The 24,877-nt window shown below is 63.4% G+C and carries 25 protein-coding genes; 15 read left to right on the top strand and 10 right to left on the bottom strand.

Annotated features, from left to right (window positions below; translation table 11 throughout):
- Positions 1–77 precede the first annotated feature (77 nt).
- Entirely contained in the window at positions 78–563 is a 486-nt protein-coding gene (locus PXK01_RS06495; protein ID WP_274846976.1) for a DUF3576 domain-containing protein, read from the bottom strand.
- Between the two features lie 399 nt (positions 564–962).
- Here PXK01_RS06495 and PXK01_RS06500 point away from each other — a divergent pair, with 399 nt between their 5' ends.
- The 3 genes from PXK01_RS06500 to PXK01_RS06510 all read left to right on the top strand — a co-directional run bounded on the left by PXK01_RS06500 (position 963) and on the right by PXK01_RS06510 (position 3,189).
- Entirely contained in the window at positions 963–1,937 is a 975-nt protein-coding gene (locus tag PXK01_RS06500) for a porin (protein WP_274846977.1), read from the top strand.
- 139 nt (positions 1,938–2,076) lie between these two features.
- On the top strand, positions 2,077–2,730 hold the full coding sequence (locus PXK01_RS06505) for a YggS family pyridoxal phosphate-dependent enzyme (RefSeq protein ID WP_274859336.1): 654 nt from the start codon (positions 2,077–2,079) through the stop codon (positions 2,728–2,730).
- Between the two features lie 63 nt (positions 2,731–2,793).
- A complete protein-coding gene (locus PXK01_RS06510) occupies positions 2,794–3,189 on the top strand; it encodes a hypothetical protein (RefSeq protein WP_274846979.1) in 396 nt (131 codons plus the stop codon).
- Positions 3,190–3,208: 19 nt separating this feature from the next.
- On the opposite strand, the gene PXK01_RS06515 is transcribed toward PXK01_RS06510, so the two are convergent.
- Positions 3,209–3,670 (bottom strand): L,D-transpeptidase family protein, encoded by a 462-nt coding sequence (locus PXK01_RS06515; protein ID WP_274859448.1) that lies wholly within the window; start codon positions 3,668–3,670, stop codon positions 3,209–3,211.
- A gap of 56 nt (positions 3,671–3,726) precedes the next feature.
- A complete protein-coding gene (ribA, locus tag PXK01_RS06520) occupies positions 3,727–4,815 on the bottom strand; it encodes a GTP cyclohydrolase II (protein WP_274859338.1) in 1,089 nt (362 codons plus the stop codon).
- A 171-nt stretch (positions 4,816–4,986) separates the two neighbouring features.
- On the opposite strand from ribA, the gene PXK01_RS06525 reads away from it, so the two are divergent.
- Positions 4,987–5,673 (top strand): response regulator transcription factor, encoded by a 687-nt coding sequence (locus tag PXK01_RS06525; protein WP_274846981.1) that lies wholly within the window; start codon positions 4,987–4,989, stop codon positions 5,671–5,673.
- A gap of 180 nt (positions 5,674–5,853) precedes the next feature.
- Here PXK01_RS06525 and PXK01_RS06530 read toward each other — a convergent pair whose 3' ends face one another.
- Complete coding sequence (locus PXK01_RS06530; RefSeq protein ID WP_274859340.1) at positions 5,854–6,426, bottom strand: hypothetical protein; 573 nt, start codon at positions 6,424–6,426, stop codon at positions 5,854–5,856.
- A gap of 163 nt (positions 6,427–6,589) precedes the next feature.
- On the opposite strand from PXK01_RS06530, the gene PXK01_RS06535 reads away from it, so the two are divergent.
- The 4 genes from PXK01_RS06535 to PXK01_RS06550 all read left to right on the top strand — a co-directional run bounded on the left by PXK01_RS06535 (position 6,590) and on the right by PXK01_RS06550 (position 9,487).
- The gene (locus tag PXK01_RS06535; protein ID WP_274859342.1) at positions 6,590–7,378 is read left to right on the top strand and encodes an exodeoxyribonuclease III; all 789 of its coding nucleotides are present in this window, start codon (positions 6,590–6,592) and stop codon (positions 7,376–7,378) included.
- Between the two features lie 310 nt (positions 7,379–7,688).
- Positions 7,689–8,624 carry a tetratricopeptide repeat protein gene (locus PXK01_RS06540; RefSeq protein ID WP_274846982.1) on the top strand — a complete coding sequence of 312 codons (936 nt, stop codon included), beginning with the start codon at positions 7,689–7,691 and terminating at the stop codon, positions 8,622–8,624.
- A gap of 27 nt (positions 8,625–8,651) precedes the next feature.
- On the top strand, positions 8,652–9,296 hold the full coding sequence (locus tag PXK01_RS06545) for an LON peptidase substrate-binding domain-containing protein (RefSeq protein WP_274846983.1): 645 nt from the start codon (positions 8,652–8,654) through the stop codon (positions 9,294–9,296).
- On the top strand, positions 9,293–9,487 hold the full coding sequence (locus tag PXK01_RS06550) for a Trm112 family protein (protein WP_274846984.1): 195 nt from the start codon (positions 9,293–9,295) through the stop codon (positions 9,485–9,487). Before PXK01_RS06545 ends, PXK01_RS06550 begins: the two co-directional genes overlap by 4 nt.
- Before the next feature lie 167 nt (positions 9,488–9,654).
- Here PXK01_RS06550 and PXK01_RS06555 read toward each other — a convergent pair whose 3' ends face one another.
- Positions 9,655–10,881 carry an FAD-dependent monooxygenase gene (locus tag PXK01_RS06555; protein WP_274859344.1) on the bottom strand — a complete coding sequence of 409 codons (1,227 nt, stop codon included), beginning with the start codon at positions 10,879–10,881 and terminating at the stop codon, positions 9,655–9,657.
- A gap of 135 nt (positions 10,882–11,016) precedes the next feature.
- Between PXK01_RS06555 and PXK01_RS06560 the strand changes: the two genes are divergently transcribed.
- The 4 genes from PXK01_RS06560 to PXK01_RS06575 all read left to right on the top strand — a co-directional run bounded on the left by PXK01_RS06560 (position 11,017) and on the right by PXK01_RS06575 (position 17,360).
- Positions 11,017–12,348 carry an amidase gene (locus PXK01_RS06560; RefSeq protein ID WP_274859345.1) on the top strand — a complete coding sequence of 444 codons (1,332 nt, stop codon included), beginning with the start codon at positions 11,017–11,019 and terminating at the stop codon, positions 12,346–12,348.
- A gap of 142 nt (positions 12,349–12,490) precedes the next feature.
- A complete protein-coding gene (locus PXK01_RS06565) occupies positions 12,491–13,669 on the top strand; it encodes an aminotransferase class I/II-fold pyridoxal phosphate-dependent enzyme (RefSeq protein ID WP_274846988.1) in 1,179 nt (392 codons plus the stop codon).
- A gap of 115 nt (positions 13,670–13,784) precedes the next feature.
- Positions 13,785–16,691, top strand: coding sequence for a DNA translocase FtsK (locus PXK01_RS06570; protein ID WP_274846989.1), 2,907 nt, complete (start codon positions 13,785–13,787; stop codon positions 16,689–16,691).
- Between the two features lie 78 nt (positions 16,692–16,769).
- Positions 16,770–17,360, top strand: a complete 591-nt coding sequence (locus tag PXK01_RS06575; RefSeq protein ID WP_274859346.1) for a LolA family protein — start codon at positions 16,770–16,772, stop codon at positions 17,358–17,360.
- A 244-nt stretch (positions 17,361–17,604) separates the two neighbouring features.
- Here the strand turns inward: PXK01_RS06575 and PXK01_RS06580 are convergent, their stop codons facing one another.
- Together PXK01_RS06580 and PXK01_RS06585 are read right to left on the bottom strand one after the other, a co-directional pair.
- Positions 17,605–18,192 carry a transglycosylase SLT domain-containing protein gene (locus PXK01_RS06580; RefSeq protein ID WP_274846991.1) on the bottom strand — a complete coding sequence of 196 codons (588 nt, stop codon included), beginning with the start codon at positions 18,190–18,192 and terminating at the stop codon, positions 17,605–17,607.
- 54 nt (positions 18,193–18,246) lie between these two features.
- A complete protein-coding gene (locus PXK01_RS06585) occupies positions 18,247–19,134 on the bottom strand; it encodes an AEC family transporter (protein ID WP_274846992.1) in 888 nt (295 codons plus the stop codon).
- A gap of 85 nt (positions 19,135–19,219) precedes the next feature.
- On the opposite strand from PXK01_RS06585, the gene hspQ reads away from it, so the two are divergent.
- Positions 19,220–19,546 (top strand): heat shock protein HspQ, encoded by a 327-nt coding sequence (hspQ, locus tag PXK01_RS06590; RefSeq protein WP_274859347.1) that lies wholly within the window; start codon positions 19,220–19,222, stop codon positions 19,544–19,546.
- A 149-nt stretch (positions 19,547–19,695) separates the two neighbouring features.
- On the opposite strand, the gene PXK01_RS06595 is transcribed toward hspQ, so the two are convergent.
- The 3 genes from PXK01_RS06595 to PXK01_RS06605 all read right to left on the bottom strand — a co-directional run bounded on the left by PXK01_RS06595 (position 19,696) and on the right by PXK01_RS06605 (position 22,376).
- Positions 19,696–21,273: a gamma-glutamyltransferase family protein gene (locus tag PXK01_RS06595; protein WP_274859348.1), complete on the bottom strand. Its 1,578-nt coding sequence runs from the start codon at positions 21,271–21,273 to the stop codon at positions 19,696–19,698.
- 284 nt (positions 21,274–21,557) lie between these two features.
- Positions 21,558–21,995, bottom strand: coding sequence for an ATP-binding protein (locus tag PXK01_RS06600; RefSeq protein ID WP_274846995.1), 438 nt, complete (start codon positions 21,993–21,995; stop codon positions 21,558–21,560).
- Positions 21,996–22,031: 36 nt separating this feature from the next.
- Positions 22,032–22,376, bottom strand: coding sequence for an STAS domain-containing protein (locus PXK01_RS06605; protein WP_274859349.1), 345 nt, complete (start codon positions 22,374–22,376; stop codon positions 22,032–22,034).
- Between the two features lie 97 nt (positions 22,377–22,473).
- Between PXK01_RS06605 and PXK01_RS06610 the strand changes: the two genes are divergently transcribed.
- Positions 22,474–23,646 carry an acetyl-CoA C-acyltransferase gene (locus tag PXK01_RS06610; RefSeq protein WP_274859351.1) on the top strand — a complete coding sequence of 391 codons (1,173 nt, stop codon included), beginning with the start codon at positions 22,474–22,476 and terminating at the stop codon, positions 23,644–23,646.
- Positions 23,647–23,815: 169 nt separating this feature from the next.
- Positions 23,816–24,862 carry an alpha/beta hydrolase gene (locus PXK01_RS06615; RefSeq protein WP_274859352.1) on the top strand — a complete coding sequence of 349 codons (1,047 nt, stop codon included), beginning with the start codon at positions 23,816–23,818 and terminating at the stop codon, positions 24,860–24,862.
- Positions 24,863–24,877: the final 15 nt, after the last annotated feature.

The following is a 24,877-nucleotide window of genomic DNA, read 5'->3' on the forward strand; positions in this document are numbered from 1 at the left end:
AGAGTGAAAACGCCGGGCGATGGGGCCCGGCGCTGGTGATACTGATGTTTGATGCGGCTTTCCAGAGGGGAGCGGCGTTAGAACTTCTTATCCGCAATGCGCAGCTGACGCGCGCGGGACAGAATCGCATCCTCCACCGCGCGGGTGGTAGAGGCGCTGACCGGGCCGCCCTTGGAGTGGAGCGAGACATTGAGGGAGCGCGCATCCAGTGCCGGATCCTTGATATGCACCGTGGCGCGATAGGCGCGCCCGCCGCCCGGAGGCGTGCCATATCCGGTGACGATCACGCCGGTGAAGGGATCGACGCTTTGGACCGGCAGGAAGCTCAGCACATCCATGCTGGCGTTCCACAGGTAGCGGTTCACCTGCACCTTTTGATCCGGTTTGCCGCCGAACACATCCCAGATCGAGGATTTGTCGCTGGCAGCGGCATCGACATCATTGTTGAATTCAGACGGCGCAGTGGTATTCACCGGGCGGTTCTTGCCGCGCCCGCCACAGGCCGCAACGCTCAGGCATAGTGCACCGATCAGGGTTACCTTGAAGATGTTCTGCAGTTTCATAGCCGCTCCCTGAGCCTTTGACTTGGGGAAGTCCTATCCCAAGGGCGGCAAGCGGGGCAAGGGCTTTGGCTATCGTTGTGGGTGGCGACGAATCGTCGGGAGCGCTCTGCCCGCCGCATTCCATTCCAAAGAGCACATGTTGGGCACCGCCGCCTGTATCGCGCTCTCTTTTGCCCGGCATGACAGCGATTGAGCTGTGTCCTTTATGGCCGGTGTAATAAGGGGCTTTGGTAAGGATGGTAAACAGAACTGTGGCAAAGCTGCACCATCGTGGGGGGCAATGATCTGAGGGCCGGGAGCGCCTCTTGCCAAACCGGGGGGGAAAAAGCGAAACCCCTTGTCATACCCACGCCGGATTCCCCGGTTTGGGCATGTGAATTGAAAACCGAGGGAAAAACTATGAAAAAGGTTCTCTTCGCAACCACCGCGCTGATCGCAACCGCGGGTATGGCTGCAGCAGACGTCCGTATGTCCGGTTACGGCCGCTTTGGTCTGGACTACAACTCCGCAAACGAGCGCGTTGCTGGCGTTTCCAAAACCAACATCACCAGCCGTCTGCGTCTGCAGTTCGACATGTCGACCGAAACCGACTCCGGTGTTGGCTTCAACGCTCGCTACCGCGCACAGGCCGAAAGCCGTGACGGCGTTGCAGGCACCGGCGCATTCAACGGCGCTCGTTTTGGTGTGACCTACAACGGCATCGCCGTGAACGTTGGCAACATCATCGGTGCTGTTGAAAACGCAAAAGGCCTGTACACCACCGGTACCCGTTCCGCTGGCACCGGCATCGACGGCATGGGCTTCCACTCCCTGGTCATCAAGTCCCGCACCGGCACCGCATTCAACTGGGATGCGTACTCCTCCGCTGGCGTTGGCGTGAACGGCATCGAAGTCATGTACTCCGCTGGCGGCTTCACCGGTCACCTGTCCTACTCGCAGCGTAACGGCGGCGCGGTTCTGGGTTCCGCTGGCGGTGAAGACCGCACCGGCGCGATGGTCACCTACTCCTTCGGCGACTACTATGTCACCGCAGCGATGCAGTCCTCCTCCGTTGCAGCCAACGACATCACCTTTGCTGCTATCGGCGGTGACTTCGGTGCCTTCGGTGCGAAACTGGCCTACGGTTCCACCGACGCAGCTGACTCGATGACTCTGGAAGGCAACATGGATATCGGCGCAGCGTCGAACATCCTGGTCTGGGTCAACTCCACCGAAGTTTCCGGTGTTGTGACCGCGGCTGACACTGCTGATGGCACCTCCTTCGGCATCAACTACCAGTACGACCTGGGTGGCGGCGCCACCATCGTTGCCGGTTACGTTGACGAAGCCGACGACGACAACCAGTTCCAGGCTGGTGTGTACTTCAGCTTCTAAGCTGAACCACGCTTAGCGTGAAATTGGGGGCGGGCCTGCTTGCAGGCTCGCCCTTTTCTTTTGCCCTTAACATTTCGGCGCAAACAGTGTTTCTCTGCGGCCAGATCGCATACCGTTTCACGTCACTCGGAGGCCGCCCATGTCCCTGGAAGAGATCAAGACCCGTATCACAAAGGCGGAGCAGGCCGCAGGCCGCGCGCCGGGATCGGTGCAGCTGATCGCCGTCTCCAAGGTGCAGCCCAACGAACGGGTCGAGGCGGTGCTGGAACAGGGGCATCGCTGTTTCGGTGAAAACCGCGTGCAGGAGGCCGCAGGCAAGTGGCCCGATTTCGCCAGCCGATTCGACGGGATCGATCTGCATCTGATCGGCCCCTTGCAGACCAACAAGGCCCGGCAGGCGATGGAGTTGTTTGACAGCATCCACTCGGTTGATCGTCCCAAGCTGGCAAGCACCCTTGCGCGGTTGGCGCAGGAGATTGGTCACTGCCCGGATCTGTTCATCCAGGTCAACACCGGCGAGGAAGAGCAGAAGGCGGGCGTACTTCCGGCCGATGCCGATGCCTTCATCGTGGAGTGTCGCGGGCTGGATTTGCCCATCAAGGGGTTGATGTGCATTCCCCCGGTGGACGAGGAACCGGCGCTGCATTTCGCGCTTCTGGCCAAGATCGCCGCGCGCAACGGGCTGGACGGGCTGTCGATGGGGATGAGCAGCGATTTCGAGACGGCCATCGCCCTGGGTGCCACCCATGTGCGGGTCGGTTCGGCCATCTTCGGTGAACGGGGCTACGCCTGATTTTTCTACCCGGGGTCTGAAACTCTGCTAGGCTCCTTGCCATTGAAGGGTGAGGAGATTGAAATGAAAGCAGTAGTGTTGGCCGCTTTGATCGCGGTCTGCGGCTCGGTCGCCAGCGCCGGAGATTTTTCCGTCAGTTTTTCATCCTGGGGGAAGATTCCCCTGTGCACCACCGGCAATCCCAACAAGGTCGGCAATCCCGAGTTCAAACTGAAGAACCTGCCGGCGGGGACCACCACGGTGCAGTTCCGCCTCACGGATCTGGATGTACCGGGATATAACCACGGCGGCAGCAAGCGTCTGAAGATAACCGCGGATGGGCGGGTTCCGGCCGGGACCTTTACCTACAAAAGCCCCTGCCCGCCGGGCGGCAGCCACACCTATGAATGGACCGCAACCGCGCGCAACGGCGGCAAGGTTCTGGCCCAGGCCAAGGCACGACGCCGGTACCCCGAGTGACGATTATCCCGAGTGACGATCAGGTCGCGAAGGGTTCGATAATCACCCGGCTGCCCAAGGAGATGCGGCCCGCGATCCACTGCAGGTCGCCGCGACTGAAGGCCAGACAGCCTTCGGTTGGATATCCGGGTCGGCGCCATTGGTGGATGAAAATCGCCGATCCGCGCCCCTTGACCGCATTGGGCCAGTTCCAATCGGTGATCAGCACCAGATCATACAAGGGATCGGTCCGGCGCAGGCGCTCGTGGCTAAACCGGTGGGGTGCGCGGACCATCCCGTTGTAGTCTGGGTCCATGATGTCGTCCGACCACAGATCGCCGGGGCCGATCGGCACCGCCCAATCTGTCGGCCGTGCAAGCCTGTCGGGGCGATAGAGCATCCCGACGATGTGATGGATGCCTGTGGGGGTTGCGCCATCGCCTTCGCGTTTGTGCGGCGTGAGCCCGCCCTTGCCGATGGTACAGGGCAGCCTGCGGCCCATGAAGCGCACGCCGCTAGGTGTCAGTACCAGATCGGCGGGCGAGGCTGCGCGGCGGATCACAGCATATGCCCCGATTTGGCGGCCTTGGTGGCAAGGTAGGCACGGTTATGGGCGTTTTCCCCTACCTTCAGCGGCACCCGTTCGGCGACGGTGATTCCGGTCTTTTCCATCATCGCGATCTTGCCGGGATTGTTGGTCATCAGGCGTACCGCACCGAATCCCATCTCCTTGAGGATGGCGGCACCCAGCCGGAAATCGCGCTCGTCATCCTCGAACCCCAGCCGATGGTTGGCTTCCACCGTGTCGAACCCCTGATCCTGCAGGCTGTAGGCGCGCATCTTGTTGGCCAGACCGATGCCGCGCCCCTCCTGGTTGAGGTACAATAGCACGCCCGCGCCCTCTGCGCCCATCTGCGCCAGTGCTCCACGCAATTGCGGGCCGCAATCGCATTTCAGCGAGCCCAGCACATCGCCGGTGAAACAGGCCGAATGCAACCGCGCCAGCACCGGCTTGCTGCGGTCCGGGCGGCCGATCTCGACGGCATAGTGTTCCTCGCCGCCGTCCTCGGGGCGGAAGATGTGAAGACGGCCTGCCTCGGCGGCATCCATCGGCAGGCGGGCGGCGGCCACCGGGTGCAGCGGAGAGCTTTGGCTCAAGAGCGGTTCGGCAGCGGTTTGCGAAATCCGGGTCAGCCCGTGTTCGGCGGCAAAGCGGTCGGCCTGATCAATGGGCACCAGCAGTGCCGCGGGCAGAAGTCGCGCCGATTTGACCAGCGCAATCGCCAGCCGGTGCAGATCGGCAGGCCCGGCGCGCAGGCTGGCAAGCGGGCCCTTCATCGGGGTCTTCAGGTCATCCGCGGGATCGGCCAGGGCCTGGATCCAGTCCAGCGTGGCATTGTCTGGCACCTCGATCCGGGCCAGATCCCCGTCATAGGCGCGCGCCTTCAGGGTTTCAGCGCGCCGGGCCGTCAGCGCCAGAGACACAGGCCCAAGGGCGCGCAGGTCTGCCAGCCGGTCGGCCGACAGGCTTTCTACCGCCATCGCCAGCGCCGCCGTGCCGCCGCCCTTCAGCACCACGGGCAGCCCCATGCGCAGATCGACCCGCGCGCGGGCCAAGAGTTCAAGTGTGGTGGGCAGCAGGCTCATGCGACCATCCAGGCGTTCGTGACATTATAACGGTCCTTTCCTAGGCCCAAATGCAACGGAAGTGAAACAATTCCTGTATCCGGGACACGAGGGCGTGAAACTTCTGAAGCATATCTTGTGGTTGTGCGATGGTGACCGCATCTGTTTGCCAACGCAAAGGAGGACAGTGCCGTGGCGCAATTGAAAAAGATACTGCTGGTAGACGACGACGATGATCTGCGCGAGGCGCTGAGCGAGCAGCTGATCATGACCGAGGACTTTGACGTCTTCGAGGCAGAGAACGGCCAGGCCGCGATGGAGCGCGCCAAGGAGGCCTTGTACGATCTGGTGATCCTGGATGTGGGCCTGCCCGACACCGACGGGCGCGAGCTGTGCCGCCTGATGCGCAAGCAGGGCGTCAAGGCGCCGATCCTGATGCTGACCGGCCATGACAGCGATGCCGACACCATCCTCGGCCTTGATGCGGGTGCCAATGACTATGTGACCAAGCCCTTCAAGTTCCCGGTCCTGCTGGCCCGCATCCGCGCCCAGCTGCGCACCCATGAACAGTCCGAAGACGCGGTGTTCGGCCTTGGCCCCTATACGTTCAAGCCGGCGATGAAGCTCCTGGAGACCGAGGACAACCGCAAGATCCGCCTGACCGAGAAGGAAACCAATATCCTGAAGTATCTCTATCGCTCCAACGACAGCGTCGTTGCCCGCGATGTGCTGCTGCACGAGGTCTGGGGGTACAACGCCGGCGTCACCACCCATACGCTGGAAACCCATATCTACCGCCTGCGCCAGAAGATCGAACCCGATCCCTCGAACGCGCGGATTCTGGTGACGGAATCCGGTGGCTACCGCCTGGCGACCTGACCTTTGAGGGGGACACCCTGACGCAGGGGAAGCGCATTGACGCAGATCAAAGTGAGATCTAACAGTCACCTTTACCTTTTATGAGGTATCGACCCTATCCCGCGCATATCCGGGTCACGATATGCACCTCCCTGTTGGACTGGACCGGGCCTGTGTGCCCGGTCTTTTTTTGTCCAGACGTCAGGGCGTTTGGGTCAGTTGAACGCGGAAGTTTTCCGCTCTGGCGTTGATCGATTCCTTCCAGATATCGGCTTTGATCGTCAGGGACAGGTCCGCAATATCGGGATACTCCTGGGTCCAGGCCGAGGATTTCCCATCATTGAGCAGGGTCAGGGTCCGCGGCTTTCCCTCACTGTATTGATTGGTCTTGGTCAGAAGGGCCGTGTAATGCGGTTGGGCCCCATCCCAGTAGACCAGGTTGCCGATGACCAGATAGGCCTCCAGTTCGGTGTCGCCATCCCAAAGCTGATAGATCACCGCGCCAAAGCTGCCATCCAGCCCTTTTGACTCCATGCCCCAGACACGCCCATGGTTCGGCTGCAAACCGTCTGTCGGCTCCATGAAGTTGCCCTGCCAGCGATAATTCCCGACGTGGTAGAGCGTGTATTTGGTTTCGTTCATCAACTCGATCACCACCGCGGTGGAGGGCTCCTGGAAACCTTTCCAGACCAGCTTGCCCAGGGCGGCCATCTGATCCAGGGCCTGGTTGATGTCGCCACTCAGTTCGATTTGCCAATTCGATTCTTTCGACATGGGTGCTCCTTGCAATTTATTGGATTTTGAAAAACTAAAACACACCAATAAGGATATTGCGGTGGCGTGGCCGGGGGTCAACAGATGGCTTTCGGTCTGCCGGACTTCTCGCCGGGCCGGGGCTGTGTTACCGAGGGCAAATCCTAGCCTTCGGAGACTGCGCATGCCCTTCACCCTTTGCACCTGGAACATCAACTCCGTCCGCCTGCGCGAGCCGATCGTGCTCAAGCTGCTGCAGGAAGAGGCGCCGGATGTGCTGTGCCTGCAGGAGTGCAAAAGCCCGGTGGAGAAGATCCCGATGGAAGGCTTTGCCGCGCTTGGTTACACCCACATGGTGGCGCGGGGGCAGAAGGGCTATAACGGCGTCGCCATCCTGTCGCGCCTGCCCATCACCGAGGTCGGCAGCGAGGATTTTGCCGATCTTGGCCATGCCCGCCATATTGCCGGGCAGCTGGAGAATGGCGTCACCATCCACAATTTCTATGTGCCTGCGGGCGGCGATAAGCCCGACCGCGAGATCAACGAGAAGTTCGGCCAGAAGCTCGACTACCTCACCGGTATGCGGGACTGGTTCCATGGCGACAAGCCGCAGAAATCGATCCTGGTGGGCGACCTCAACATCGCCCCGCGCGAGGATGATGTCTGGGATCACAAGAAGCTTCTGAAGATCGTCAGCCACACGCCGGTCGAGGTGGAGCATCTGGCGGAAACCCAGGACGCGGGCGGCTGGGTCGATATCACCCGACAGGACATCCCGGATGGGCGGCTTTACAGCTGGTGGTCCTATCGGGCGAAGGACTGGGATGCGGCGGACAAGGGGCGGCGGCTCGATCATATCTGGGCCACCGGCGATATCTCGAACGCCGGTCATTCCAGCCGGGTGCTGCGCGATGCCCGCGGCTGGGACAAACCCAGCGACCATGCGCCGGTCTTTGCCACCTTCGATCTCTAGCACCTGGCGGCAGGGCGGGGGGCTCCGGCCTGTTCTGGAGCAATCACAGATTGCCCCGCCACAGTTGGGCCGGGCGCCGTGCTGGCGCACGGCGGGGCTCTGTTGGCTTCTGTCATGGATAGACGCGCAACCGTAGTGCGCTTGCGCGCTGCGCGGTCCAAGGCCGCATAAAGGCGCCCGGTCAGGGCGCCTACGGGCGCGGGAGTGTCCCGCTCGCCGGTCTTGAGCGGGACGGTCTGAGAACTCCTCTCTTGGTTTCTGGACCGCAGCGATCCATATAGGGGGCAAGTTCCAAACGGAGAACAAGAGCATGATGGATATTCTCGGTGGTGGCGGCGCAGCGGCGCCCGCGGGTGACCTGATCAAGGACGTGACAGAAGCGACCTTTATGCAGGATGTGGTCGAAGCCTCGATGCAGGCGCCGGTGATCGTCGATTTCTGGGCACCCTGGTGCGGCCCCTGCAAGACGCTCGGCCCGGCGCTGGAGGCGGCGGTGACGCGCGCGAAAGGTGCTGTCACAATGGCCAAGATCGATGTGGATCAGAACCAGCGCCTGGCGCAGGCACTGGCACAGCAGGGCCTGCCGCTGCAGTCGATCCCCACGGTTGTGGCCTTTGTGCAGGGTCGCCCGATCGACATGTTCCAGGGTGCGCTGCCGCCCAGCGAGATCGACGCCTTCCTGAAAAAGGTGATCGAGGCTGCAGGCGGTGAAGCCGATGGCGGTCTGGGCGCTGCCCTTGAGGCCGCCGAAGAGATGCTGGCCGAAGGCGCCGTGGCCGATGCGGCGCAGACCTTTGCCGCCGTCCTGGGCGAGGATGACAAGAACGCCGCCGCCTATGGCGGACTTGCGCGGGCGCATATTGCTCTGGAAGATCTGGATCAGGCCGAGGCCATCCTGAACGGCGCCCCGGCCGAGATTTCCGCAGCCCCGGAGATCGAAGCGGCCCGCGCCCAGATCGAACTGGCGCGCCAGGCGCAAAGCGCGGGTCCGGTGGCCGAATTGCGCGCCAAGGTCGAGGTGGATCCCGCCGATCACGCGGCCCGGTTCGACCTGGCCCAGGCGCTGCATGCGGCGGGCGATGCCGAGGGTGCCGTGGCCGAGCTCTTGGACCTGTTCCGCCGGGATCGCGACTGGAACGATGGCGCGGCCAAGACGCAGCTCTTCACAATTTTTGATGCGCTGCAGCCCAACGATCCGGTGGTGCTGAACGGACGGCGGAAATTGAGCTCGATGATATTTGCCTGACGCGGCTGACGCGCTAGACTTCTTATCATGTTCAACTCTGCAGACCTGCCGGATGTACTGCCTGTCTTTCCCTTGCCCGGGGCGCTGCTGCTGCCCCGGTCGAAACTGCCGCTGCATATCTTCGAGCCGCGCTACCTGCAGATGCTGGAAGACACGCTGAAAACCCCGGCACGCCTGATCGGCATGGTACAGCCCTGTCCGGCCCGGGATGGCGGCGCCGAGGGTCTGCACAGCATCGGCTGCGCTGGTCGGATCACGCAATTCTCGGAAACCGAGGATGGCCGATACCTGATCACCCTGTCCGGCGTGTCGCGCTATCGGATCAGCGAGGAATGCACGGGCTTTACCCCCTATCGCAAATGCCGGGTGGACTGGTCCGGCTTTGATGCGGACCTGGGCCGGGCCGAACCGGATTCCGGTCTGGAACGCGCGGCACTGCTGGAGCTGTTGTCGCGTTACTTTGCCGCCCGCAACCTGTCGACGGATTGGGACGCGCTGCAAGGGGCTGATGACGAGCTGTTGATCAACTCCCTGTCGATGTTGCTGGACTTTGAGCCCGAGGATAAACAGGCCTTGCTTGAGGCTCCCTGTCTTGCCACAAGGCGGGAAACCCTAGTCACCCTGATCGAATTCGCTTTGCGAAGCGGTTCACACGAGGATCCCCTGCAATGAGCGACGCGCAGACCACCCCGCCCGCCTTTGACCGCCGCATGCTGGAGGCGCTGGTCTGTCCGGTCACCCATGCGGTGCTGGAATATGACGCCGAGGCGCAGGAGCTGATCTCCAAACCCGCCAACCTGGCCTTCCCGATCCGGGGTGGCATCCCGGTGATGCTGGTGGACGAGGCCCGCCCGCTGGAGTGAGCAGCGCCCGCAAAGGGGGGCGGCACTTCGTCACTTTCGCCAGACTGAGAACGCAGGCGCTCCCGCGTCGGGCCTGTCCGTTGGCTGCACCAAAGCACAAGGCGCGGACTTGGGCCCGGCGCCGCGCTGGCGCGCGGCGCGGTTGCGCCCTGATCAGGGGGAGTGGCTCAGATGGGCTTGCCCTGCAACAGGCGTGGTAGATCGCCGGTCAGACCCGCCGCCTCGCGCATGAAACCACGGCGCAGGCCGGGCAGGGCGCCTGCCAACCCCATGCCGATGTCGCGGCCGAGCCGCAAAAGCGGGTTGTCGTTGGAAAAGAGCTTGTTGAACACATCGGTGGCCAGGGCCAGCGTCGCGGTGTCGAAACGGCGCCACTGCTGATATCGCTCCAGTACCAGCGACGATCCGATATCCTCGCCCCGCCGTGTGGCCTCGGTCAGCACCTCGGCCAATGCCCCCACATCGCGCAGGCCCGCGTTCAGGCCTTGCCCCGCGATCGGGTGCATCCCGTGGGCGGCGTCGCCGATCAACGCCAGGCGGTCCGCGATGAAGCTGTTGGCGACGGTGAGGTTCAGCGGGTAGGTGAAGCGTTTTCCGGCCAGCGAGATCTCGCCCAGGAAATCCCCGAAGCGGGGTTTAAGTGCTGCGATATAACCGGCGTCATCCAGCGCCTGGATGGCTGCGGCAGTCTCGGTCTTCTCGCTCCAGACGATGGAGGAGCGGTTGCCGGGCAGGGGCAGGATGGCCAGCGGCCCGGCGGGCATGAAGAACTGATGGGCGATGCCGCCATGGGGTTTTTCATGATCAATGGCGCAGACCAGCGCGGTCTGGCCGTAGTCCCAGCCGCTGCGCTTGATCCCGGCGCGCAGGGCGGTGCCGCTTTTGCGACCGTCCGATCCGACCAGCAGCCTGCCACGCAGCTCGGCCCCGTCATCGAGGGTCACGGTAACGCCGGTCTGATCGGGGGCCTGGGCCACAACACGCCGACCGTTCACCATTGTGATCAGCGGCTCATCTTTCATGGCAGCCAGGAAGGCGCGGCGCAGGAAGCGGTCCTCGACCATATAGCCCATGGGGCCTTCTTCGATCTCGGTGTGATCAAAATGGATGAAAAACGGTGCAGGCCCGTCACCGGCGTGCCCGTCCGAGGCCTTGATCTCCAGCATCGGCTGCGCCTGGTCCGCCACGTGTTGCCAGACGCCGATCCGGTCCAGCAGGCGCTTGGAGGCCAGCGCAAGCGCATAGCCGCGCCCGTCGAACCCGTCGTCCTGCAGGGCCAGTTCGGGGAGGGCGTCGATCACGGTCACGCTGTGGCCGGTCTGGGCCAGCGCAAGGGCAAGGGCCGGGCCATTCAGCCCGCCGCCAACGATCAGGATATCGGAGCTGTTCTTCATGGGGTGCAATATGCGCCTTGCGCGGGGATTGTCCAACCGATTGTCCATTCGGGCGCCTCAACATCCTGCGTGGGATTGCCGCGCCGTGCCGCTGCCGCTACCGTCGCGTCAAACGGATCAGGGGAGATCAACGGGATGCATGAATGGCTGAAGATGACGGCGGCGGAATTGGGGCGCGGAATCGAGGCCGGGGAGATCGATCCGATCGACCTGACCGGCTGTTATCTGGATGCCATCGATGCCCACCCGCTGCGCGACAGGATCTACACGCAAGTCACCCATGAGCGCGCCCTGGCCGAGGCCGAGGCGGCGTCGCAGCGGGCCAAGCTGGGTCTGCGGCGCTCTGCCCTGGACGGGGTGCCGATCAGCTGGAAGGACCTGTTTGACAGTGCCGGAACCCAGACCGAGGCTGGGTCGGACCTGTTGAAGGGCCGGGTGCCAGAGCACGATGCGCGGGTTCTGGCAAATGCCACATCGATGGGGACAGTGTGCCTTGGCAAGACCCATATGAGCGAGCTGGCCTTTTCCGGTCTGGGCCTGAACCCGGTGAAGGCAACGCCTCCTTGTGTGAATGACGAGGATGCGGCGCCGGGCGGGTCCTCTTCCGGGGCGGCGGCCTCGGTGGCCTATGGGCTGGCGGCCTGCGGGATCGGATCTGATACCGGTGGATCGGTGCGGATCCCCTCGGCCTGGAACAACCTGGTGGGGCTGAAGACCACCTCGGGGCGGATCAGCCTGGAAGGCGTCGTGCCGCTGTGCCTCAAGTTCGATACGGTCGGACCGCTTGCGCGTTCGGTCGAGGATGCCGGGCTGATGCTGGGTCTCATGGAGGGCACATCGGGGCCGGACCTGCGCAACCCGCCGTCGCTGAAGGGCTGCCGCTTTGCCGATCTGCGCAGCATTGCCTGGGACGATCTGGAGCCCGAGGTTGCTGCCGCCCATGTGGAAACCCTGGGCAGGCTGAAGGCCGCAGGCGCCGAGATTGTGCCGCTGGAGGTGCCGCAGCTGGAAGAGGCGATGGGCCTCAGCGCGATCCTTTTCACGACCGAGGCCTATGGGTTGTGGAAGGATGTGATCGAGGCCAGTCCCGATGTGATGTTTGCCGAGATCCTGGAACGCTTCCGGTCGGGCGCACAGCATAGCGGGGCTGATTACGTGGCAGCCTGGGCCAAGCTGGAGCAGTGCCGGATGGCCTGGGATCAGGCGGTTTCGGGCTTTGACGGGGTGCTGACGCCGACCTGCCCGATCCTGCCGCCCAATATGGAACGGCTGCACAGCGATCATGACTACTACGTCAAGGCCAACCTTCTGACCCTGCGCAACACCCGTATCGGCAACCTGATGGGGCTTTGCGCGCTGAGCCTGCCGACCGGCAAAGCCAGCTGCGGCTTGCAGATCCTTGGTCACCCCGATTGCGAAGAGGCGCTGTTGCGGATCGGGGCCAGTGTCGAGCTGGCCCTCTCCTGATGGCCGCAGGGCAGCGCCTGGGGCGTTGTCCTGAAAGCCACAACTTGACCGCGCGGCGTCCATGCGACTGGACGGATGGGGCCGCGCTCTGTACCTTATCTGCAAACGGGGCGCCAATGATCCCGAACCTGAGGCATAAGCGATGAACTTCCCTGAGCGGTTTTCGAACCTGCCAGCCTATGCGTTTCCGCGTTTGCGGGCGCTTTTGGACCACCACGCCCCGGGCGGGGATGTGGTGCATATGACCATTGGGGAGCCGAAACACGCCTTTCCGGCCTGGGTCACGGATGTGATCGCGGAGAATGCCGCCGGGTTCAACAGCTACCCGCCCAACGACGGTTCCGACGATCTGCGACAGGCCATGTGCGACTGGATCGCCCGCCGCTATGGCGTGACGATGGAGCCGGACCGCAACGTCATGGCGCTGAACGGCACCCGTGAGGGGCTGTACAATGCGGCGATGGCGCTTTGCCCCGAGACCAAGAATGGCCAGCGGCCCGTGGTGCTGATCCCGAACCCGTTCTACCAGGTCTATATGGTGGCGGCGATCTCGGTCGGGGCCGAGCCGGTCTTTGTGCCCGCGACCTCTGCGACCGGCCATCTGCCCGATTACGCCAGCCTGCCTGAGGAGGTGCTGAACCGCACCGCCGTGGCCTATATCTGCTCGCCCGCGAACCCGCAGGGGGCCGTTGCCAGCCGCGACTATTGGGCCGATCTGATCCGGCTGGCCGAAAAGTATGATTTCCGCATCTTTGCCGATGAATGCTATTCCGAGATCTACCGCGATAGCGCGCCCGTTGGCGCATTGACCGTCGCGCAGGAGCTGGGCGCCGATCCCGAGCGGGTGGTGTTGTTCAACTCGCTGTCGAAACGTTCGAACCTGCCTGGCCTGCGCGCCGGGCTGATCGCGGGTGGACCTGAAAGCATCACGCGTATCAAGCAGTTGCGCGCCTACACCGGTGCCCCGATGCCCGGACCTCTGCAGGCAGCGGCGGCGCGGGTCTGGGCCGATGAGGCGCATGTGGAGGAAAACCGCGCACTGTATCAGGAAAAGTACCGCATCGCGGATGAGGTCCTGGGCGGCCTCAACGGCTATATGGCGCCCGAGGCCGGGTTCTTCCTGTGGCTGCCGGTCGAGGACGGCGAGGCCGCGGCGCTGAAGCTGTGGACCGAGACGGGCGTGCGGGTTCTGCCCGGTGCCTATCTGGCGCAGGGCGAGGCGGCAGAAAATCCGGGCGCAGGATACATCCGGGTGGCGCTGGTCGCCCCGGCTGACACCACACGGGCGGCGCTGACCACTCTGCGCGACTGCCTGTACTGAAACGACTGCGGCTCGCCCCCGGCAGCGGGGCGGGTGGCCAAGATCAAGAGAGCAAAGCAGGTACAGACCTGGCGGGACAGCCGGGCGGACTGCGACAACTGGAACTGAGGTAGGCATGGCATTTCAAACTCGTAGCCGCGATCCCTTGCTGGACAGCACGATGCAGGCAGCCATTGAAAAGCGTGGCAAGGAACTGATCGGCATCGTTCTTTTGGGGCTGGGCCTGATGGCCGCGGCGATGATCGGCTCCTACACGCCCGACGATCCGAACTGGATGGTCTCTACTGATGCGCCGGTGCAGAACTGGCTGGGGCGCATGGGCGCCTCGATTGCGGCGCCTTTGTTCATGGTGGTTGGCTGGGGCGGTGTCGCCCTGGCGATGACGCTCTTGGTCTGGGGCGGGCGCTTCCTGCTGCACCTTGGCTCCGATCAGGCGATCGGACGCCTGGTCTTTGCCCCGGTCCTGATCGCGGTGGCCTCGGTCTATGCGGCCACGCTGGTGCCGGGTGCGGAATGGCTGGCGACCCATAGTTTCGGCCTGGGCGGTCTGTTTGGTGACACGGTGATGGGGGCGCTGCTGACGCTGGCGCCGATCAGCTCGCATTTCGCGGTGAAGCTGATGTCGCTTCTGATGGCGCTGGGCATGGTTGTCCTGGGTATCTTCGTCTGCGGGTTTTCCCGGGGAGAATTGCTGCGGGCAGGCCGGTTCCTGCTGCTGGGCGTGGTGATGATCTATGGCGCAGTGGCCAGCCTTTTAGGCCGCGGCGCATCGGGCAGCCTGCAGGCCGCGATGTCCTATCGCGAGAAACGTGCCGCCCGCGCTGAAGAGGCCGCGGTCGCCCGCGACGATGCCCGCGCTGCCATGGCCGAGGCCCAGGCAGAGCCGCAGATGTTCGAGACCTACCCCGAAGAGCCTGCCGTTGCTCCGGTGCCGGAAAAGACCGGCCTGCTGGCGCGCATGCCGGGGTTGATCCGCCGCGCCGATCCCGAATTGGCGAATGCCCCGATGCCGCAGCCGGAACTGGTGGAGCAGGAGCCGCCTGAATTTGACGAGGATCTGCCGGGCGATGACCGCATTTCCCAGAAGATTGCCAATGCCATCCGGGTGCGCCGGGCTGCCGGACAGGTGACCGAACCCGATCCGAACCTGCCTCTGACCAAGGGGCGCGGCCGTCGTCCGGAACCGCTTGTGTTCAATGCCGACCCGGCGCCGCAGGCGGGACTGCCGCCGGAACCGCCCTTGACGGCGGCTCAGGCTCCGTCCGCTCCGCAAGAGGTCAAGCCCGAAGCCGATTACCCCGAGGTCGTCGCCGAAGCGCCTGCATCGCTGCCGCCCGCACCCGTCGTGGCACGTACGGCAGAGCCCGCCGCAGAGGCGATCAGCATTCCGGTGGCCGAACCGCGCAAGGTGGTGGTGGAACAGCCCCAGCGGCGCGCGCCGGAGCCCTCGACCCGCGCCAAGGAAGAGGCGCAGCCCCGTCTTGCGCTGGAGGACACCGACAGCGATGCCTTTGAACTGCCGCCGCTGTCGCTCCTGTCCAACCCCTCGACAGTCGAACGCCATCACCTGAGCGACGAAGCGCTGGAAGAAAACGCGCGGATGCTGGAATCGGTGCTGGATGACTATGGCGTCAAGGGCGAGATCGTTTCGGTCCGCCCCGGCCCGGTCGTCACCATGTATGAACTGGAGCCCGCGCCGGGTCTGAAGGCGAGCCGGGTGATCGGTCTGGCGGATGATATCGCCCGCTCCATGTCGGCCCTGTCGGCGCGGGTGTCCACCGTGCCGGGGCGCTCGGTGATCGGTATTGAACTTCCGAATGACAAGCGCGAGATGGTCAGCTTCCGCGAGATCCTGTCGAGCCGCGATTATGGCGACGGCACGCAGAACCTGCCGCTGGCGCTGGGCAAGGACATCGGCGGGGACGCGGTCGTGGCCGATTTGTCGAAGATGCCGCACCTCTTGATCGCGGGCACCACCGGGTCGGGCAAGTCGGTTGCAATCAACACCATGATCCTGTCGCTGCTCTACAAGCTCAGCCCGGATGAATGCCGCCTGATCATGATCGACCCCAAGATGCTGGAGCTCTCCGTCTATGACGGCATTCCGCATCTGCTGTCTCCCGTTGTCACCGACCCCAAGAAGGCGGTTGTCGCCCTGAAATGGGTGGTGGGCGAGATGGAGGACCGCTATCGCAAAATGTCCAAGATGGGCGTGCGCAATATCGCGGGCTACAATGGCCGCGTGAAAGAGGCGCTCTCGAGGGGCGAGCTGTTCTCCCGCACGGTGCAGACCGGCTTTGACGATGACACCGGTGAGCCGGTGTTCGAGACCGAAGAATTCGCGCCCGAGGCGCTGCCCTATATCGTCGTCATCGTGGACGAGATGGCCGACCTGATGATGGTCGCGGGCAAGGAGATCGAGGCCTGCATCCAGCGCCTGGCGCAGATGGCGCGGGCAAGCGGCATTCACCTGATCATGGCGACCCAGCGGCCCTCGGTCGATGTGATCACCGGTACCATCAAGGCGAACTTCCCCACCCGGATTTCCTTCCAGGTGACCGGCAAGATCGACAGCCGCACCATCCTCGGCGAAATGGGTGCCGAGCAGCTTTTGGGCATGGGCGACATGCTCTATATGGCCGGCGGCGCCAAGATCACTCGCTGCCACGGGCCCTTTGTGTCGGATGAAGAGGTCGAGGAGGTCGTCACGCACCTCAAGCAATTCGGCCCGCCCGCCTATGTGGGCACGGTGCTGGATGGTCCGGATGACGAAAAGGCCGATGATATCGACGCGGTTCTGGGTCTGTCGACCGGCGGCAACACCACCGGTGAGGATGCGCTGTATGATTCCGCGGTGCAGATCGTGATCAAGGATCGCAAGTGTTCGACCTCATACATCCAGCGCAAGCTGGCGATCGGCTACAACAAGGCCGCCCGCCTGGTGGAGCAGATGGAGGAAGAGGGGCTTGTCTCTCCGGCTAACCACGTAGGCAAACGCGAAATCCTGGTGCCCGAGCAATAATTGGCGGAACCGCGCGCAGGGCTGCCCGTTTCGCGGGCGGCCTCTTCCCTTTGCCATTGCAGGGCTTATCTAGGGCACATGAAACAGATCCTACTTGCCATCGCGCTTGTCACCCTGGCTCCGGCGTCCTGGGCGGCAGAGAAGCTGAGCCTTGATCAGCTCTCGGCCTATCTCAACGGGCTGACCACCGCCGAGGCGACGTTCACCCAGATCAATGACGATGGCAGCCTGTCTACGGGCAAGCTCTATATCCATCGCCCGGGCAGGATGCGGTTTGAATATGACGGGGACAATGGCGCAACCGTGGTGGCCGGAGCGGGATCCGTGGTGATCCATGATCCAAAGTCGAACCAGCCGCCCGAGACCTATCCGCTGAAACGCACGCCGCTGTCGATCATTCTTGCCAAACAGGTGGATCTGGCGCGGGCAGGCATGGTTGTGGGGCATCAGTTCGATGGCACCTCCACCATCCTGCAGGCACAGGATCCGGAGAACCCGGAATATGGCGGGTTGGAGTTGATGTTCACCGGCGATCCGGTGGAGCTGCGCAAATGGGTGGTGCATGACAGTGCCGGGGGACGCACGACGGTGATCCTGGGCGCGCTTGAGACGGGCGGCAAGCTGTCCGCCTTCCTGTTCAACACCGGCCCCGGAAGCAATTCACGCTAGCTGACCGAATGGCGCGAGGGGCTGCAGCTAGACCTCCCGCCCCCGCAGGTGCCCGGGCTGCGCCCGGCCGCCTTTGTGCGGCGTTGGGCCAGGCGCCACGCCAAAGGCGTGGCGCGGTCGGTTCCGGTCAGTTGTGGTTTTGATCCTTTGCCTGGGAAAGCTGCAGCACCGCCCGATGGGCGGTGCCGGGCCCAACGAGCGAGGGTCCTTCGCAGAAGGTCCCGAGATCGGCGGGAGCGCCCGCTTAGCGGAACTTGCGGCAGGTGGCGAGCTGTGCCTGATACATCATCGAGCGGGCCTCGACCTTGTCGGCAACGCGGATCAGCCAGGATTTCCTGCGATAGGTGCCGCGGGCATAGCCACTGTGGCCTTCGTGATAGGCAAGGTACTGGTTGCGTGCGTCATAGAGCGGAATACCGTTCTTTTCGCGGGTGCGGTTCATGTACCAGCCCATGAAATCGGCGGCATCCCGGATCCGGTCCCGCTTGGCGCGGCGCCTGCCGGTGTCGCGGCGGTAATCGTCCCAGGTGCCATCCAGGGCCTGGCTGTAGCCGTAGGCGCTGGACTGGCGCCCCATTGGGATCACTCCCAGAAGGTACTTGTGCGGCGTGCGCGCATCGCCGTCAAACCGGCTTTCGTGGTAGATTGTGGCCATCTGCACATGCACGGGCACGCCCCAGCGGCGCTCGGTCGCGCGGAAGGCTTTCAGGTACTCGGGCCGCTGCTTGATAATGCTGCAGGCGTTATCAAGATTACGCGGCGGGGACTTGTGCCCACCTCCACAGGAGGCAACCGCCAACAGGAGGATCAGGGCGAGGACGATTCTGCTCATTGCCTCTGCCTTATGTTTTTCAGGCAGTTTAGCGAATTCACCCTGTCGAGGAAATCACATTTCCAGAAGCAGGGACAGAAGCAGAGGCAGAGCTGCAACGGACATCAGGGTGGAGACCACGACCATGCCAGCCACAGCCTGGGCATCGGCTTCGAATTTTTCCGCCAAAAGATAGGAGGTGACGGCCACCGGTGTTGCCAGTTGCAGCACCAGGACGCCAAAGGCGGTATAATCAAGGCCAAAGGCCAGCCCCAACCCCCAGCCGATGGCAGCGCTGAGCGTGACCTTGATCAGCGACAGCACCACGGCAAGGCCGGTTTTTCCCGGTGTCAGTCGGGCAACGGCAACGCCAAGCGTAATCAGCATCAGCGGAATGGCCATCTGCCCGATCAGGTCCAGCGCATTCGTCAGGAACCGGGGGGTCTGCCAGCCCTGCCACAGGAAGAGCGCACCCAGCAGCGTGGCCCAGACCATGGGTTCGCGCAGCGCCTTGCTGCCGCCGCCTTCTCCGGCGACCAGATAGATCCCGAAGGTGAAGGACAGCACGGCCGAGACCGCCAGCATCGCCACCGCATAGCCAAGGCCCGCCTCACCAAAGGCAAAGAGCGACAGGGGAATGCCGAGGTTGCCGGTATTGCCAAAGATGAAGGGGGCAAGGTAGCTGCGCCGTTGCAGCCGCATCACGCGTACAAGCGCCGCACCGGCCAGGGCCAAGAGAGCATGCCCGGCAAGCGCCGCCAGCACGAACCAGCCGATGGCACCCTTGTCCAGCTCTGTTTTCATCAGGGCGGTGAAGATCAGGCAGGGCACGGCCAGGGTCATCGCCAGCCGGGTCACGAATTGAATGCGATACTCGAAGCCAAGGCGCACCCAGGCAAAACCGACTCCCGCCAATAGGAAGACCGGTGCCACGATCTCAAGCACTGTCACAGCAAGGTTCACAGTCTGTTTCCCCGAAAATTTGCCTCAAGCGTTGGACATCCGCCGCCCATACGCGTTAGTAACAAACGACGGGGGCAGCAAGACCATGTTGAGAACGCGTGCAAAATATAACCTGGGCCAGGTCGTCCGCCACCGGAAGCACCCGTTTCGCGGTGTGGTCTTTGACGTGGATCCCACCTTTGCCAATACCGAGGAATGGTATGAAGCCATTCCCGAGGGCAGCCGACCGGTGAAGGACCAGCCGTTCTATCACCTTCTGGCGGAAAACGAGCAGAGCTACTACGTGGCCTATGTGTCGGAGCAGAACCTGGTTGCCGATTACTCGGGCGAGCCGGTCAGCCATCCCGATGTGCCGGAGATGTTCGGCCAGTTCGACGGCGCCACCTATTCCCTGCAGTACCAGCTGAACTGATCGCCCGGCAGTTTTGGGGCTTGTGACCCGTAGCGGCGGGCTCCCGCGCCTGCGGGTAGACCGGCTGTGCCGGTCCCCCTGGCAGCCTTGGGCATGGCGCCGCACCTGACGGCGCGGCGCGGTTGCGTGATACCGATAGGACCCGTCGATCAGTACCCCAGGGCACAGCCGTCCTTGCGGGGATCGCTGGCGCCTTCCAGAAGATCGCCGTCGTGAATGCGGATGGCCTGCGATCCGCCGATGGCGGTGTCCGGGATCTCGACCTTGTGGCCCATGTCCGAAAGCGTCTGGCGTACGGCGTCCGAATAGCCGCGTTCGACCTTCATCACCCCGGCATCCGAGAAGCTGCGCGGCGCATCCATGGCGGCCTGCGGATCAAGGCCGAAATCGGTGATATTGGAGACAAAACGCGCATGGCCATTGGGCTGATAGGCGCCGCCCATGACGCCAAACGGCATGATCACGCGGCCGTTCTGGCGCAGCATGCCCGGAATGATCGTATGCATCGGGCGCTTGCCGCCGCCAAGTTCGTTGGCGTGACCTTCCTCCAGGGTGAAGCCCGCACCGCGGTTCTGCAGCAGGAGACCGAATTTCTCTGACGCGATCCCAGACCCGAAGCCATGGAAGATCGAGTAAATCAGCGAGACCGCCATCCGGTCCTTGTCGACCACGGTGATATAGATCGTATCCTTGTGCACCGCCTCGCTGAGCGGGCCCGGGGCGGCCATGGCACGCTTGGGGTCGATCAGCGCGGCCAGTTTGGCGGCGGTTTCCGGTGCCAGCATGTGATCGAGGCGGCTGGTGTGATCGGGGTCGGCAATGAAGCGGTTGCGGGCGTCATAGGCCAACTTGGCCGCCTCGGCCTCGATATGGGCGCGTTCAGCACCGAAGGGATCCATGCCGGCAATGTCGAAATGCTTGAGGATGTTCAGCATCAGGATCGCGGTCGCGCCCTGGCCGTTGGGCGGATGTTCCACCAGATCGATGCCCTTGTAATCACCTGCAACCGGGGTCGTGGCCATGCAGGCGGTGGCGGCGAAATCCTCGGCCGTGTGGACGCCGCCACGGGCATTGAGGGCTGCAACCATGTCTTCGGCCACTTCGCCGGTGTAGAAGGCATCGCGCCCGTCCTTGGCGATGCGGCGCAGGACTTCGGCCTGACCGGGGGCGCGGAAGATCTGCCCGACCGATGGCGCCTTGCCACCAAACAGGAAGCTGTCGCGCGCGCTCCCCTGCAGGGTGCCTGCGTCATTGGCCCAGTCAAAGGCCACGCGCGGGGCCACCGGAACGCCGGTCTCGGCATAGTGGATCGCGGGCGCCAGAAGCGCATCAAGGCCCAGTTTGCCTTCGGTTTCCGAGAGGTGGCAAAAGGCGTCGATGGCGCCGGGCACGGTCACCGCATGAGGGCTGCGCAGGGGAATGGTGTCCAGACCCTGGCTGCGCAGTGCCGCGGCATCGGCGGCGGCAGGCGCGCGGCCAGAACCGTTGAGCGCGTGGATCTCATCGCTGCCGGGGCGGGTATAGAGAACAAAGCAGTCGCCGCCGATGCCGGTCATCTGCGGTTCGCAAATCCCCAGCAGAACGGCACCGGCGATGGCTGCATCCATGGCATTGCCGCCGCGTTTCAGGATGTCGATGGCAGCGCCTGCGGCCAATGGGTGCGATGTGGCGCAGATCCCGTTCTGTGCAAAGACGGCTGATCGCCCCGGTTGTTGAAAGTCGCGCATGGGCCTCTCCCTGTTCGTTTCGGGCGCAGGGTAGTGCCTATTGATCCGAAGGCAACGCGAAAGACGGGGTCGGGCCAGTATCGAGGAGGGAAGGGTCGCAAGCGACGGCAGCTGTCGTGCCAAGGGAATACCCGGCGCCAAGACTTCGGTGGGGGCAGTGAAACATGGCGCCGGGCAAAGCTACAACCAGCTCATGTTAAGAGAAAAGCATATCAATTGGGCGGTCTTAGGCCGGTTTTGTGGCGGCTTTTGGGCGGTATGGATTGGCTCAGGACCTGTGCCTCCTAGGCCCGTGTCACCTGTATTTCGAAACACAGGGACAGCTGGTTGTTCCCGGCGTTGCGCTCATATTGAATATCGCTGGTAAGTTCCCGGATGAGGAACCAGCCAAATCCGCCCTCTGGAAGCTGGTCCAGTGGTACGTCGATGTTTGCAGGTTTGCCTTCGGGCAGCTGGCCTTCGGGAAAGGGATCGCCGGCGTCGCTGATATCGATCCAAAGTCGCTGCGGGTCAAGCGAACAGCGGATCCGCACATCGCCGGGTGTCTTGCCGGCATAGGCGTGTTCCACGACGTTGTTTACGGCTTCCGCCAGCGCGATTTGGACTTCGTCGACCCGAAGTTTCGGAATGCCCATTTCGCGTAGCCGTTTCACAACCTCTGTGATGCCCGAACGAGCATCCAGTTCAGTGGCCGTGAACGAGCAGGCAAAAGTTTCAGCCATTAGCATCTCGCTTCGCGCGGGGGGTCACGTGTTCGATCACGTCCCGACTTGGGTTTCTGAGATCGCTTCGGTCAGCGAACTGTAGAGGTTGAAAATCGTATCCATGCGCGTCAGCCGGAATACTTTTTCCACCATGGGGGTCGGGCCTGCCAGATCCAGTTGGCGCCCTTGGCCCAGTTGCTTCATGGCGGCAACAATCGCGCCAAGGCCGCTGGAGTCGATGAATTGGACTTCGGATAGGTCAAGGATCACGCGATCCGGTCCGCTTTCGGTGGCGGAGCGCATGTCCTCTTTGAATCGAATCGCCATAGCTGCGTCGATGCGCTCGGCATTGACTGTCACGATCTGGGCGCCGTCCGTTACAGTACTGGATAGGCTCATAGTCATTCCCCGGGGATCAATCTGTACTTCACAAGAACTCTAGACCTCAAACCTTAGCATTCTGTATGGATTATTTCGACGATTGGAGGAAAATTTCATGAAACAAGTTGTCATTGCTGGTGCAGCCCGGACCCCGATGGGTGGTTTCCAGGGTGTCTTTGATGGCGTCAGCGCCGCCGAACTGGGCGGAGCGGCGATCAAGGCGGCACTGGCCGGTGCCGGCGCCGAGACGGTGGACGAGGTTCTGATGGGCTGCGTTCTGCCTGCAGGCCAGGGCCAGGCACCTGCGCGCCAGGCCGGATTCGCAGGCGGATTGGGCGAAGAGGTGCCCGCCACCACGCTCAACAAGATGTGCGGATCGGGCATGAAGGCGGCGATGATCGCCTATGATCAGATCGCGCTCGGCCATGCCGACACGATGATCGCGGGCGGTATGGAGAGCATGACCAATGCGCCCTATCTGCTGCCCAAGATGCGCAATGGCGCGCGGATCGGTCACGGCCAGGTCATCGACCACATGTTCCTCGACGGGTTGGAAGACGCCTATGACAAGGGCCGCCTGATGGGCACCTTTGCCGAAGATTGCGCCGAGAAATTCCAGTTCACCCGTGAAGCGCAGGATCAATATGCGCTGGCCTCTCTGTCGAACGCGCTGGACGCGGAACGCAGCGGCGCCTTCGAGGGTGAGATCACCCCGGTCATCCTGCACACCCGCAGCGGCGAGCGAATCATCACCACCGACGAGCAGCCCCAGTCGGCCCGTCCTGAGAAGATCCCGAACCTGAAGCCTGCCTTCCGCAAGGATGGCACGGTGACGGCGGCCAATGCTTCGTCGATCTCCGATGGTGCGGCGGCACTGGTTCTGGCTTCGGAAGAGGCGGCCAAGGAAAAGGGACTGAACGTGCGGGCGCGCATCATGGGTCATGCCAGCCACGCCCAGGCGCCCGGCTGGTTCACCACCGCGCCGGTACCCGCAGCGCAAAACCTGCTGAAACGTCTTGGCTGGTCGGTTGATGATGTCGATCTGTGGGAAGTGAACGAGGCCTTTGCCGTGGTGCCCATGGCCTTCATGCATGAAATGGGCATTTCCCGCGACAAGATGAACGTCAACGGCGGCGCCTGTGCCCTGGGCCATCCCATCGGAGCATCCGGTGCGCGGATCATGGTGACGCTGCTGAATGCGCTGGAGAAACGCGGCCTGAAACGCGGTGTTGCGGCCATCTGCATCGGCGGCGGTGAAGGCACGGCGATTGCCATCGAGCGTGTCTGATCGCGCCTGATCGCGTCTGATTTCTATCAAAGGGCAGGGGCATTTCCCTGCCCTTTGCTTTGCCGCCGTGCCAGATGACTTGCGCGGCGGCTGTCTCCTCCGCAGAGTGATCCTGCCTGTGCCGACTGTATCATGGCGAAGGGCAGGTGATTTCAGCCGGGAGATTTCAATGAAGACTTTAAAACTGCTTTGGGCTTTGGTGCGGGTCCTTTTGCCCGAGCGCCTGGTGCGTGCGTCATATGGCGGGGCCTTGCCCGTGGTCGATGGCCGCCGCGCCGACCCCAAGGCGCAGGCGGTTGCGGATCTGGTGAGCCTGGTGCGCGATCCCGCAGCCCAGCCGACGGTAGAGGAAAGCCGGGTGCAACTTGCTGGATTTGTTGAAAAGTTCGATGCGCCCTGCACGGCTCCGGTAGAACGGCGCGATATCACCCTGCCGGGTGCTGACGGGGTGCGGCCCGCGCGCCAGTATATTCCCGAAGCGATCGATCAAAGCCGACCGATGCCCTGCCTGATGTATCTGCACGGCGGCGGCTGGATCCAGGGCAGCATCGACACCCATGATGCGCTGTGCGCCAAGCTGGCGGCGCGCGCCGGGGTCTGCGTTGTGGCCTTCAGCTATCGCCTTGCGCCGGAAGCTCCCTTCCCGGCGGCGACGCAGGATGTGATGGCAGGCTACCGGGCGCTGCTGGATCATGCCGAGGATCTGAGGATCGATCCGGCCAGACTGGCGGTGGGCGGCGACAGTGCCGGTGCCAACCTGACCGCAAGCCTGCTGCACAGCCTGTCGCAAGGCGGGCTACCCCTGCCACAGGCGCAGCTCCTGATCTATCCGGCGGTGGATGCGCGGCTCACCTCGGCCTCGGTGCAGGCGCTGCATGATCATGCCCTGCTGTCGCGACCCCGGATGGAATGGTACATGGATCAATATGTGCCAGAGGGCCAGGACCGGCTGGCGCCGGAGATCTCTCCCTTGATGTCGCCCTGCCTTGCCGGACAGCCGCAGGCCTTTGTGCTGGTGGCGGGGCATGATCCCCTGTGGGACGATGGCCTGTCCTATGCGGCGGCGCTGGAACAGGCGGGTGTTCCCGTCACCGTCTCGCGCTATCCGGGCCAGATCCACGGCTTCCTGAACCTGACCAAGGTAGTCCCGCAAGGCGATATGGCCATTGCGGAGGCGGCGCAGTGGCTGGCCTTTGCGCTCCACACCGATGCGTGAGGAGATCTTGCGTCC

The organism is Phaeobacter sp. PT47_59, assembly GCF_028890025.1.
In the GTDB taxonomy this organism is placed as follows: domain Bacteria; phylum Pseudomonadota; class Alphaproteobacteria; order Rhodobacterales; family Rhodobacteraceae; genus Phycobacter.

Bases quoted from the DNA above. Each gene is read 5' to 3' on its own strand.
- PXK01_RS06495 (WP_274846976.1), bottom strand. From the start codon at position 563: ATGAAACTGCAGAACATCTTCAAGGTAACCCTGATCGGTGCACTATGC.
- PXK01_RS06500 (WP_274846977.1), top strand. From the start codon at position 963: ATGAAAAAGGTTCTCTTCGCAACCACCGCGCTGATCGCAACCGCGGGT.
- PXK01_RS06505 (WP_274859336.1), top strand. From the start codon at position 2,077: ATGTCCCTGGAAGAGATCAAGACCCGTATCACAAAGGCGGAGCAGGCC.
- PXK01_RS06510 (WP_274846979.1), top strand. From the start codon at position 2,794: ATGAAAGCAGTAGTGTTGGCCGCTTTGATCGCGGTCTGCGGCTCGGTC.
- PXK01_RS06515 (WP_274859448.1), bottom strand. From the start codon at position 3,670: ATGGGCCGCAGGCTGCCCTGTACCATCGGCAAGGGCGGGCTCACGCCG.
- ribA (WP_274859338.1), bottom strand. From the start codon at position 4,815: ATGAGCCTGCTGCCCACCACACTTGAACTCTTGGCCCGCGCGCGGGTC.
- PXK01_RS06530 (WP_274859340.1), bottom strand. From the start codon at position 6,426: ATGTCGAAAGAATCGAATTGGCAAATCGAACTGAGTGGCGACATCAAC.
- PXK01_RS06535 (WP_274859342.1), top strand. From the start codon at position 6,590: ATGCCCTTCACCCTTTGCACCTGGAACATCAACTCCGTCCGCCTGCGC.
- PXK01_RS06540 (WP_274846982.1), top strand. From the start codon at position 7,689: ATGATGGATATTCTCGGTGGTGGCGGCGCAGCGGCGCCCGCGGGTGAC.
- PXK01_RS06545 (WP_274846983.1), top strand. From the start codon at position 8,652: ATGTTCAACTCTGCAGACCTGCCGGATGTACTGCCTGTCTTTCCCTTG.
- PXK01_RS06550 (WP_274846984.1), top strand. From the start codon at position 9,293: ATGAGCGACGCGCAGACCACCCCGCCCGCCTTTGACCGCCGCATGCTG.
- PXK01_RS06555 (WP_274859344.1), bottom strand. From the start codon at position 10,881: ATGAAGAACAGCTCCGATATCCTGATCGTTGGCGGCGGGCTGAATGGC.
- PXK01_RS06560 (WP_274859345.1), top strand. From the start codon at position 11,017: ATGCATGAATGGCTGAAGATGACGGCGGCGGAATTGGGGCGCGGAATC.
- PXK01_RS06565 (WP_274846988.1), top strand. From the start codon at position 12,491: ATGAACTTCCCTGAGCGGTTTTCGAACCTGCCAGCCTATGCGTTTCCG.
- PXK01_RS06570 (WP_274846989.1), top strand. From the start codon at position 13,785: ATGGCATTTCAAACTCGTAGCCGCGATCCCTTGCTGGACAGCACGATG.
- PXK01_RS06575 (WP_274859346.1), top strand. From the start codon at position 16,770: ATGAAACAGATCCTACTTGCCATCGCGCTTGTCACCCTGGCTCCGGCG.
- PXK01_RS06580 (WP_274846991.1), bottom strand. From the start codon at position 18,192: ATGAGCAGAATCGTCCTCGCCCTGATCCTCCTGTTGGCGGTTGCCTCC.
- hspQ (WP_274859347.1), top strand. From the start codon at position 19,220: ATGTTGAGAACGCGTGCAAAATATAACCTGGGCCAGGTCGTCCGCCAC.
- PXK01_RS06595 (WP_274859348.1), bottom strand. From the start codon at position 21,273: ATGCGCGACTTTCAACAACCGGGGCGATCAGCCGTCTTTGCACAGAAC.
- PXK01_RS06600 (WP_274846995.1), bottom strand. From the start codon at position 21,995: ATGGCTGAAACTTTTGCCTGCTCGTTCACGGCCACTGAACTGGATGCT.
- PXK01_RS06605 (WP_274859349.1), bottom strand. From the start codon at position 22,376: ATGAGCCTATCCAGTACTGTAACGGACGGCGCCCAGATCGTGACAGTC.
- PXK01_RS06610 (WP_274859351.1), top strand. From the start codon at position 22,474: ATGAAACAAGTTGTCATTGCTGGTGCAGCCCGGACCCCGATGGGTGGT.
- PXK01_RS06615 (WP_274859352.1), top strand. From the start codon at position 23,816: ATGAAGACTTTAAAACTGCTTTGGGCTTTGGTGCGGGTCCTTTTGCCC.